This window comes from Cyclobacterium roseum (assembly GCF_010119225.1).
In the GTDB taxonomy this organism is placed as follows: domain Bacteria; phylum Bacteroidota; class Bacteroidia; order Cytophagales; family Cyclobacteriaceae; genus Cyclobacterium; species Cyclobacterium roseum.
Genome location: NZ_WNKF01000002.1, coordinates 562,536 through 574,372 on the forward strand (window position 1 = coordinate 562,536; position 11,837 = coordinate 574,372).

General features: G+C 45.3%; 6 protein-coding genes. 1 reads left to right on the forward strand and 5 read right to left on the reverse strand.

The annotated features are described in order from the left end of the window. Positions 1-40: 40 nt before the first annotated feature. From GJQ68_RS04900 to GJQ68_RS04910, 3 genes are all read right to left on the reverse strand, one after another. Positions 41-1,501: a SusD/RagB family nutrient-binding outer membrane lipoprotein gene (locus tag GJQ68_RS04900; protein ID WP_162416171.1), complete on the reverse strand. Its 1,461-nt coding sequence runs from the start codon at positions 1,499-1,501 to the stop codon at positions 41-43. 30 nt (positions 1,502-1,531) lie between these two features. After that, positions 1,532-4,699, reverse strand: coding sequence for a SusC/RagA family TonB-linked outer membrane protein (locus GJQ68_RS04905; RefSeq protein ID WP_202927873.1), 3,168 nt, complete (start codon positions 4,697-4,699; stop codon positions 1,532-1,534). Positions 4,700-5,519: 820 nt separating this feature from the next. Continuing rightward, entirely contained in the window at positions 5,520-7,781 is a 2,262-nt protein-coding gene (locus tag GJQ68_RS04910) for a Tex family protein (protein ID WP_162416172.1), read from the reverse strand. Positions 7,782-7,928: 147 nt separating this feature from the next. On the opposite strand from GJQ68_RS04910, the gene GJQ68_RS04915 reads away from it, so the two are divergent. Then, on the forward strand, positions 7,929-8,294 hold the full coding sequence (locus GJQ68_RS04915) for an Hpt domain-containing protein (RefSeq protein ID WP_162416173.1): 366 nt from the start codon (positions 7,929-7,931) through the stop codon (positions 8,292-8,294). On the opposite strand, the gene GJQ68_RS04920 is transcribed toward GJQ68_RS04915, so the two are convergent. Further along, the gene (locus tag GJQ68_RS04920) at positions 8,291-9,316 is read right to left on the reverse strand and encodes an N-acetylmuramoyl-L-alanine amidase (protein WP_162416174.1); all 1,026 of its coding nucleotides are present in this window, start codon (positions 9,314-9,316) and stop codon (positions 8,291-8,293) included. The two genes, GJQ68_RS04915 and GJQ68_RS04920, sit on opposite strands and share 4 nt — an antisense overlap. Positions 9,317-9,553: 237 nt before the next feature. After that, positions 9,554-11,776 (reverse strand): sodium-translocating pyrophosphatase, encoded by a 2,223-nt coding sequence (locus GJQ68_RS04925; RefSeq protein ID WP_162416175.1) that lies wholly within the window; start codon positions 11,774-11,776, stop codon positions 9,554-9,556. Between the last annotated feature and the right edge of the window lie 61 nt (positions 11,777-11,837).

Consider the following 11,837-nt stretch of genomic DNA (forward strand, 5'->3'; position numbering starts at 1 on the left):
TCTGTTTGCAAAAATTGCTTCATTGAGAGAGCGGATTTCCTTATTCCTTCCACCATAATTCACTACGCATATTATCTTCTCCGCCCAGCATTTGGATACCGCCCTGTAGATTATCCATGTTCAGCGAATATTCAGATGGCGGGTACTCAATACGTGTAGGCAAAACACCTTCATTTACAAATATAGCATTTGGATCAGGTGTAGGCATCTGAGGAAGACCGGTTCTCCTGTATTCGGTCCAGGCTTCAATTCCCTGTCCAAAGAGCGCAATCCATTTTTGTGTCATGATGGTTTCTTTATCAACCGAACCCAATCTACCCACATAGTCGGCAGGCATTTCCAATCCATGTTGCGCAAACGAACCACTTACACCTTTTTCGAAATATTCCATGTAATCACCGGTAATATCTCCATCTATAGCCGCCTCCGCAAGGATAAACATCAACTCAGAATAGGTCATCAAAATACTGGGAGCTTCCGGATCCAGGAATTTCTGTCCGATGGTAGAAGCCGAAATAGTAGAGGCTGCCGCATCTGTCAATCCATTGGGTAAGCCTTTATAGGTTCCATCGCTCAAGGGCAAGGCGTACACCGAAATACGATCATCATCCAGTTCCAATAACTTATCCACCAATGTGGTACTGATATTCCAATCTGAACGGGTGGAAAATACATCAAACATCTTATTTCTACTACCGATAACGTTTGCATGGATCAATTCTGCATAATCATCATTTCCTGTAAAAATGGGATAGGTTTCGGGAGAAGAAAGAATTTCCTGCATGATTGCCCTGGATTCAGCTGGCTTTTTAGCAGCCTGACGGTTGGCCAGTTTAATTCGCAATGAATTGGCAAACTTTTTCCATCTCAGAATATCCCCATCAAACATGATGTCTCCATTTACCACCGGGCCATTGACAGATAGCTTTTCGTTGGCGAGCTCAAGATCGGCCAACATACCCGCATACACCTCTTCCATGGAGTCGTATTTTGGGGAGTTAACAGGCTCCTCTGCGGCTCCTTTAAGTGCTTCTGAGTAAGGAATGGGGCCAAATGCATCGGTTAGGTAAGAAAAGGTAAATGCCTTCATTACCATGGCAATCCCTTCGTAATTTCGATTCTCAAATTCTCCTCCTTCTCCTGCAAGTTCAATGACTTGCTCCAGGTTGACAAGGGAACTGTTATAGAGGTTATCCCATGTTCCGGAAGAAACCGTAATCGGAATTTCGTAGGTATCTCCCTCGGCGTTAATGTAGATATTCCGAGCCAAATGCTGAATCCAGCACATGGCTGCATCGATGTTTAACCGTTGAAACCGGGTGCTGTGTCCCCAATACCTATCCACCGATACCTGAATGGCATTGGGTAACAAAAGGGCCGGTGATATGGTCACCGGGTTGTTTGGATCGGTATTGATTTCTTCGAATTCCTCTGTACAAGAGCCTGCTATAAGGAAGAGCCCGAGTAATAAGGTATAGGGTAGTATTTTAAATTTTTTCATGTTTTTAATCTTTAGCAAGTTGGAATCTACTTAAAAGCTAACATTCAGGTTAAATCCGATATTTCGGGTGGAAGGCATTTCACCGTAACCAAATCCCTGCGCGTTGCCGCCTTTACCATCGAATTCAGGGTCCAGATGAGGATGATTTCTAAATAGAATGGCCAAATTTCTGCCCACCACGGATAGTCTTACACTCTCCAGAAAAGTATTGGCAAGCAAGGTCTGCGGAAGGCTGTAGCCTAGGGACAATTCCCTCAACTTTACAAATGATCCATCAAAAATACCTGCTTCGTGGTATGTTCGGGGGTTTTGTGCGTTCCAGAAAGGCTGCGCTCCCACGATTACGTCATTAGGCACGTAAGCGGGGCTTTCTTCAGTACCTACATTCATTACACCTTGTCCAATCACTCCTTCTTCTCTTCCGATAGCCGTCTCTACGTATTGACCTGTCTTTCTGGCCAGTCCAGTACCCACATCAAACAGGTCTCCACCCATGCGAACATCGATCAACGAACCAAAGGAGAAACCCCGGTAAGTAAATGTATTGGATAGCCCGCCAATCCAGTCAGGCTGAATATTCCCCAATTGGAACGTTCCAGCTTCTAATTGAGGTAATCCGTTGCTATAGACTATTTCTCCTTCTGGTGACCTTTGGTATCGTCTACCGTACAATGTGCCATAAGGCTGACCTATTCTGGCCTCAGAGGTTAAGCTATTCTGACTTCCAAGGGTGTAATTTTCAAGGCCCTCAGCCAGTTCTACTACCAGGTTTCTGTTTCGGGCAAAATTCATCGAAACATCCCAGTTAAGCCCGCCGGTATTTTGAAGAATTCCGGCTGTAAGCATTAGTTCTACACCTTGGTTGGTGATTTCTCCGGCATTAAGAATCTGACTTTCATAACCGGAAGCACGGGATATGGCTACTGCCAAAATCTGATTGGTAGTGGACTGATGGTAATAGGTAAAGTCAAGCCCTATTCGTCCATTCAGAAAGCGTAAATCAAGTCCTACTTCCTGACCTGTCGTAATTTCAGGCTTCAAATTTCGGTTAGCGATTTCATCTGAAGCGGCATACATAGGCGTAGTCCCTGCCCATAAGCCCTGAGAGGCAAATACCTGATTCAAAAGGTAAGGATCGGCATCGTTACCTACTTGCGCCAAACTAGCTCTAACCTTGGCAAATGAAAGGACATTGCTCTGCACGTTAAACAGATCTGTCAGAACCGCACTCAGGGCCACTGAAGGGTAGAAGAAAGAATTACCACCAGTAGGCAAAGTACTGGACCAGTCATTTCTTCCGGTCACGTCCAGGAAGATGGAATTGGCATAACCAAACTGAGCTGAACCAAACACGCTATTCACTACCTGCTTCCTGATTTCGCTGGAAGGAACCACCGGACTGGCATAGTTGCCCAGGTTGTACAAGCCATCGATCGTAAGTTCCCGGACATTTACTGCAGTCGTTTGATAATTGTTGGTTCTATTGATAGCCCCGCCTTGGAAATTCAAGGAAAATCCATTGTCCAGTGTTTTGTTGTAGGTCAGGATGATATCACTGTTGGTTTCCTGGCTGGTCATCTGGGTATCGGTATAGGCTCCCAGAATCCGGACAAAGTTTTTCGTTCTTTCTACACTAGTTACATTTGTTCGGCTATCGGACCAGAAATCGGTTCCGGAACGGAGCATGATGCTAAGCTCATCGGAAAATTTATAATTGGCCGCAATATTTCCCACGAGCCGGTCTTTTTCATTTGCATTCGTGTACCGGTCCTGTAGAAAATAAGGATTGGTAAAATATTCGTGCTGCCAGTTAGCATACGGGTAGTCATCGCCAGGCCGGAAGGTCTCTCGCTGAATATCGTAGTACTGCTCCCAATTTCTCAGCTTGTCGAAATCAGTATGCCGATGCGACCAAATAAAATCTGAACTTGCTGTATACCGTCGGTTGTCGGATCCGGATTTTACATACTCCGCACTGACCGTAAAACTTAACTTATCTGTAAAATTATAACCAGCGTTAAGTTTGAAGTTATTTCGGTAGTAATTGTTGTTATACATGATACTGGTTTGATCCAGCCTTCCCATGGACAGCCTGAAATTACCAGATTCATTTGCGCCGGATACTGCGACATTATTCGTCATGCTTCTGCCGGTCTCCCAAAACTGCTGAAAATTATCTGGCTGCGGTAATAGCGGCTCTCTGCCGGGAGCACTGTACCATAACGGAACCAATGATCCGTCCATTGGCTGACCCCAGCTTTCATCTACACCGGCTGTACCCCGGATTCCATCGGCATCAAAACCGTTTCTTCCGTCTACGTACCAGGTTCTGTACCCGATACCACCGCCGTAAATGTTTTGTAAACCAGGTTCTACCAAAGGCCTGTCAAAGGTCATGTTGGTGTTCAACTCCACACCAATTCCCTTACTACCAGACCCGTCCTTGGTGGTCACCATGATCACGCCATTCGCCGCTCTGGAACCATATAACGCCGCAGCGGTAGCGCCTTTCAGTACATTTATTTCTTTAATGTTGTCCGGATTGATTTCAGACAAACCTCCCCCATATCTTCTACTGGAAGTTTGGTCTAAGGGTACCCCATCCAATACTACCAGCGGCTGGTTGTTCCCAGCCACGGAAGAAGAACCCCGGATAACGATGTGAGAACCGCTACCAGGCATGGAATTACTATTGATCTGAACACCGGCAATACGACCGGACAAGTTATTGGCAATATTCGGCTGGCGGGCATCAGCTATCTGGCTACCCTCAACCGCCTGCGTAGTGTAGCCTAGCGCCTTCTTTTCGCGTTCCATTCCGAAGGCAGTAACTACCACCTCAGATAAAGCCGTTTCGTCTGGCGATAGGGAAATAGTCAATTCGCTCTGATTCCCTACCTTAATCTCCTTTTTATCATAACCGATAAAGGAAACTTCCAGTACATCCTCCGAACCCGACAATGAAAGGGAAAACTCTCCATTGATATCCGTGGCTGCTCCTTTGGTGGTTCCTTTAACCAGCACACTAGCCCCTGGAATAGGCTGCTCATTTTCGTCAATTACCGTTCCAGATACCGACCGCTCCTGTGCAACGAGCGGATTAAATAGCACTGACCCCGTAAGGATCATCAATCCGAGGAAAAGACGGGTAACAATACCGATACTCCTTTCCTTTGCGTGAGTAAATTTTTTAATCATGTTGTTAATGGTTATAAGTGAAGATTAAAACCGGTTTTTTCTCCGGTTGTCCCAAGTGGTTGATTTTTGGGTGTATCAGAAGGGCTATTTCGGGATTTTGAATAAAAAAATGAATTATATGGTTAAAATAAACCCTTCATTTTTAAATTCGTTGTCAATATAAAGCAGGAATTCGAATAAGAAAAATTTACCGAATTAATTTTCAAAAATCCAGGATAAACGAAAGAATTAAAAATTATTTGTTTATTATATTAATATATTATTTTAGTACTATAAAATATATTTTAATAATTTTTTTTACAACCTATTTGATTATTTTTTATATTTATAACCAATTTTAATTTTTAAACTAAAGCCACCTATATTCAGTATCAAGGATATTTTTAAATCCTATAATTAAAAATTAATTATTATTATTAGATTAATCAGTCCTATAACAAACCTATTTTAGTAAAATTAATGTTTGAAAATATTTTTTGGGGTAATTTTTAAATCAAACCTTATTTTTAAACACATATTAGATTTAAATTTTGCAATTATAAAATTTAACAAAATTACGTTCCGTAATTACGCTGAAAAAAATATCCAGGTTAACAGCAAAGCAAAAATCGGCCAATACTCTGATTAAATGGTAGCTAGGTATAAAAATACCCATGATCTGGTTATTCCGATCATGGGTATAAACTTTAACTAAAATCAGCACTAATCGGGCAGGTATTGTTACGTAAGCCTAATCCTTTGACTGTTTTGATTTTTACCTGTTTCATTCATTGGTTTTTCCGAAAAGTCCGTCTATACGAGTGTTTGGACCCAGAAAAAACTATTTTCCAAATTTCTGTTTTAAAAGGGCAAGTTTATCCTCCATACTATCTTTCGCCTGGGGCTTGTTAGCCCGTTTTTTACCAGAAGGCTTATCCCGCTTTCCCTGCTGGGGTGATTTTCCAAACGGGTCGGCTTTCATACTAAGCCCAATTCGCTTGCGGGCTATATCCACCTCCATTACCGTTACCTTCACTTTTTGATTCACCGACACCACTTCATTGGGGTCCTTGATAAAGCGGTCTGCAAGTTGACTCAGATGCACTAATCCGTCCTGATGCACGCCTACATCCACAAAGGCACCAAACTGGGTAATGTTGGTGACAATCCCGGGCAGTTCCATGCCTACCTTCAGATCCTTGATTTCATTAATACCTTCCTCAAATTGAAAGACCTCAAATTTATTCCTCGGATCTCGGCCGGGTTTTCCGAGTTCCTCCAAAATATCCTTTAGCGTAGGCAGACCTACTTCATCTCCTACGTATTTTTCCAGGGGTATCTTTTGGACAAGTTGATCGTCTTTTAATAGCGTGCTGACCGAAACTCCCATATCATCTGCCATCAGCTTGATCAGTCCGTACCGTTCCGGATGGACGGCACTGCCATCGAGAGGATTCAGGCCGTTCCGAATCCGGAGAAAACCGGCTGCTTGTTCAAACGCCTTTTCTCCCAATCGGGGTACTTTTTTAATTTCCTCCCTGCTTTTAAACGGACCGTTCTCATTGCGGTATGCTACGATATGTTGTGCCAAAGAGGGGCCGAGTCCGGACACATAGGTTAGCAATTGCTTTGAAGCCGTATTTACCTCCACTCCCACGCCATTCACACAGCTCATAACCGTATCATCCAGCGAGTTTTTCAAGGCATTTTGATCCACATCGTGCTGGTATTGACCTACCCCTATGGACTTGGCATCAATTTTCACCAACTCGGCCAGGGGATCCATCAATCTCCTTCCAATAGAGACTGCCCCCCGAACCGTAAGGTCAAAATCTGGAAACTCTTCCCGGGCTACCTCGGAGGCCGAGTAGATAGAAGCACCACTCTCATTGACCATTACCACGAGTACCTCTTTGGGCAAGCCCAGACTGTTGATAAAGGCTTCTGTTTCCCGGCTTGCCGTTCCATTTCCAATGGCTATTGCCTCAATGGCATGCTTTTCCACCATGTACTTTACCAGGGCACCGGACTCCATGGTTTTCTTCTGTGGCTCATTGGGGTAAATGGTCTCGTTCTGAAGGAATTGCCCTTGTCGTCCCAGGCATACCACTTTACAACCGGTTCGAAAGCCCGGATCAATGGCCAGTACGGCCTTTTCCCCCAAGGGGGAGGCGAGCAACAGTTGTCTTAGGTTCTCTGCAAATACCTTTATGGCCGCTTCATCCGCCTTCTTTTTGGCAAATACCCTGACTTCCGTTTCCATAGAAGGCTTCAGCAGCCGTTTGTATCCATCTTTCACAGCCAGTCTTACCTGCTCGGTACTTGAATTGTTGCCCTTCAACACCTTCTTTTCAATCAAAAGCAAGGCCTGGTTTTCTTCAGGACCGGTATCCAGCATCAAAAACAGCTCTTTCTCACCACGTCGCATGGCCAATATCCTATGGGATGGAGCGGTTTTAATGGGCTCTTCCCAATCGAAATAATCAGAATACTTTATTGCTTCCTGTTCTTTTCCAGGTATCACTTTCGAGACAAATTTCCCTTCTTCGATAAACAAGTGACGCAATTGCTTTCTAACCTCAGCATCCTCGTTGATCCATTCAGCTATGATGTCCCTGGCGCCCTGTAGGGCCTCTTCAGTAGAATTCACTCCCTTTTCAGCATCCACATAGGATTGGGCTACGGCTTCCGGAGATGGATTTTCCTGCGAATAAATGAGTTGGGCCAAGGGTTCCAGACCTTTTTCCTTTGCCACTGTTCCTTTGGTTCTTCGTTTGGGCTTGTAGGGTAGGTAAATATCCTCTAGCAAAGACATGGTTTCTGCTGCGGCGATTTTTTTGGTCAGCTCCGCTGTCAATTTACCTTGTTCCTCAATGGACTTGATGATGGCTTCCTTTCTTTTTTCCAGATCCCTCAGTTGCTGCAATCGGTCCCGGACAGCCGCAACCTGTACTTCGTCCAGGGTTCCCGTAACTTCCTTCCGATACCTGGAAATAAACGGCACCGTGGCTCCCTCATCCAGCAAAGCTGCCGTACTGCTGACCTGTTTTTCCCGAATACCTAACTCACTGGCAATCTTTGAATAGTGATTCAAATCTGACATGAACAAAATTTATAGCGTGCATATTTTTTTTAACGGCCGCAATTTAAGCCAAAATTTCTTTCCTTGCCTCGAAAAAAGATGAAATTCCGACATTCGGTAAAACCAATACAAATGGTATATTTGTGGCAACATTCGACCTAACTGATAATGGAAAACAACCAGGGAAAACTCTACGATTTGATTAATTTGGAGGAGATTAGCGGAGGGAGTGACGATTTTATCGTCGAAATGATTAAACTTTTCATCGAACAAGCAAAAATCACCATATCCGGCCTGAATACGGCTTTTGATCAGAAAGACTTTGACGAAATCAAAAACCTGGCCCACCAGATTAAGCCCAGTATCGACAACATCAAAATTGAAATCCTACGTCCCATTATCCGGGAGATAGAGGAGCTGGCTGAAAATCAGCCGCAGCCTGAAAAACTGTCTCCCTTAATCATGGAGACCAATACCGTCCTGGAGACAGTTTTGGTTCAATTGGATGAAGAATTAAAAAACAGAACTTCCTAATTCGCAGGATAATAAGCCTGCACCCTTTTTAATTCCATGGCAGCTTCACCCAGTTTGCCCTGCTCTTCCAGAATAGTAGCGCGAAGGAGGTGGCAATCCCGTGCCAGGTAGGAATCGGGAAACGATCTTACACTAAGATCCAGTAAGCTTAGGGCATGCTCCTTATTTTCGGGACTACCTGTCTCGTACAGGCGTTTGGCCTCCTGAAAATTTTCCTTCCATTGCAGGGCTTCCGGGCGCATTCTCTCTGCTTCCTGAAGCACCTCAAAAGGAGGGATTTCTAAAGGCAGTTGTTTTTCCAGAATGGGGAAGGGAATTTCCGAGAAATATGCCGAAATCGCTTCAAAATAGGCAAGGGCTTCCTTGCGGTTGTACGATTCCCGCTTTAACCTTCGTTCTTCCTTGGGATGAGTGAAAAATGTAGCTTCCCCAATTACCGCCGGAATCTCGTAAGTGCCCCGCAAAACGCTGGCTCCTGATTTGGAAAAAATGGTGTAGTCAGATACCAGGCTATAGGGACCCTTCCCTTTAAACAAATGCTTGCGCAATGAACTGGCTATTTTTTTTCCCAAATGTGTGCTGCCCATGTTTTCGGTAGCCGAGCCGTGAAAGTAGACAATGGGGAAATTCACCGAAGGATCTGCTGTGGCATTGTGATGAATGGAAATAAAGAGGTCTGCTTCCTTTTTTCTGGCCAGTTGGCTTCGCTCCTCCAGCGGCACAAAAACATCTTCGGTCCGGGTAAGCAAAACCGCTGCTCCCACTTCTTCCAGCATATCCTTAAGGTACAAAGCAACCCGCAAGTTCACCCATTCTTCCCGCTCACCGGTAGGCCCCACGCGGTAAGAATCCGTATCGGCCGTGCCGCCATGACCGGGATCCAGGATAATGACCTTGCCCCTAATCGAATCTGTATTTTGCCTTTCATCCGGTTGCCCTATCGGGGCAAATGCAAAAACACGGCCTGCAAACAATAGAAGGATTGCCAAGGCGAACAAAGGGAAACAAGAACGGTGCTTCATGGGAATGAGTTAGGATCGAAAATGGCCTGTTTGACTCTAGTACCAATCAGACTAGCGACAACTTTTAGATAGAATACCATTTCAAAACCAAAGATAATTTTTTTTACCAAATTTACTCCCAGAAACGAAAATATCTCCCAAAAGAGCGGGGCCTGGAAAAAACCCAGGTGCCAAATAAAAAGCCGCCCCGGAATTTGAGGTGGCTTTTAGCAATGCTTGAATAAAATACGTAAGGAATTAATTCACCTCCAGCGTTTCGATTGATGCGGGCGGTTCTTGCTGCACCTGTACCACTTTTGGCAGGGCTTCCACGTCAGCATTATCCGAAATACCCAAGGGACTGTCCAGGGGGATATAGGGGGCAATGACGATGGAAACAATGGAGGTCAGTTTAATCAGGATATTCATGGAAGGGCCAGAGGTATCTTTAAAAGGATCTCCTACCGTATCTCCGGTTACAGAGGCCTTGTGGGGTTCAGAACCCTTGTAATACATCTCTCCGTTAATTTCCACACCTTTTTCGAATGACTTTTTGGCATTATCCCAGGCCCCGCCGGCATTATTCTGGAATATTCCCATCAGCACCCCGGAAACGGTCACTCCTGCCAGCATCCCTCCCAATACTTCGTGGCCAAAAAGGAACCCCACGATAATCGGAGAAACCAAGGCAATGGCTCCGGGAGCCACCATCTCCCGGATGGAAGCTTTGGTGGAGATTTCCACGCATTTCTCGTAATCCGGCTTGGTTTTGAACTCCATAATTCCGGGCATTTCCTTGAACTGCCTCCTCACCTCATTGACCATGTCCATGGCTGCTCTTCCTACCGCCGCTATGGCCAGAGAAGAAAAAATAAATGGAATCATGGCGCCCACAAACAATCCAGACAACACGTCTGCCTTGTAAATATCAATGGTGGAAATACCGGAAATTCCTACATAAGCGGCAAATAACGCCAAGGCTGTTAGCGCTGCTGAGGCGATGGCAAATCCCTTACCTGTGGCTGCCGTGGTATTGCCGACGGCATCCAGGATATCGGTTCTTTCTCTTACTTCTTTTGGCAATCCGGACATCTCGGCTATTCCGCCAGCATTGTCGGCAATGGGGCCAAACGCATCAATTGCTAATTGCATTGCGGTGGTGGCCATCATTCCGGCGGCTGCAATCGCCACTCCGTACAATCCGGCTGCCATGTAAGAGGTGAAAATTCCTCCTGCCAATACCAGAATTGGAAAAACAGTGGATTGCATTCCTACGGCCAGGCCGCCGATAATATTCGTGGCGTGGCCGGTGGAAGATTGTCGGATGATGGAATTCACCGGGCCTTTGCCCATTGCTGTGTAATGTTCCGTAATGATACTCATCAGTGCCCCGACGATCAATCCGATAAAAACTGCCCCAAATACGCCCATTTTAGTAAAGGTGACAGAATTCAGCCGGGACATGACCAGATCACCCTCCGGCAGCATGTAATCGATCACAAAGAAAGAGGCCGCTACCGTCAATAAGATTGAAATCCAATTTCCCCGGTTCAGGGCTGCCTGCACGTTTCCTGTTTCGGACTTTATTTTTACAAAAAGCGTTCCCACAATCGAGAAAACCAAGCCCAAACCAGCTATTACCAGTGGCAATAATATAGGGGCAATCCCTCCAAAATTATCGTTACTTACAATCTCTCTTCCCAAGACCATGGAAGCTAATATGGTGGCCACATAAGACCCGAAAAGGTCGGCGCCCATGCCGGCCACATCGCCTACATTGTCTCCCACATTATCGGCAATGGTAGCCGGATTTCGTACATCATCCTCCGGGATTCCGGCTTCTACCTTTCCTACCAAATCAGCACCCACATCGGCAGCCTTGGTATAAATCCCCCCTCCTACTCTGGCAAAAAGGGCGATCGACTCGGCTCCCAGGGAAAACCCTGCCAGCACCTCCAGTGCCGTTTCCATTTCATGTCCATTTACACCCCCTCCTGCAGAAAGTACAAACATATGGTAAAAGACGATAAACAAGCCTCCCATTCCCAGAACCGCCAATCCGGCCACTCCAAGCCCCATTACCGTGCCTCCCGTAAAAGACACATTCAAGGCCTTGGCAAGACTGGTTTTCGCCGCTTCTGTCGTCCTAACATTGGACTTGGTAGCTATCTTCATTCCCAGGTAGCCAGCGAAAGCAGATAGTACCGCTCCTATTATAAACGAGATAGCAATCACCGGGCTGGAATTATCCAGCAAGGTTCCGGACCACCCCAAAATAATGGCAGCGATCACGACAAAGTAAAACATTACTTTCCATTCAGCCCTCAGAAATGACATGGCTCCTTTGGCAATGTAACCGGCCAATTCGACCATATTCTTATCACCGGTAGGTTGCCTCGTCACCCAGGCAGATTTTACGGCCATCACCACTAGCCCAACAACACCCAAAAAAGGGACCAAATAGAGAAATAATTGTTCCATATCAGCTATTAGAGAAATATATGTATTTTAAATTTCGACAAAGATATTATTATTCCCATTC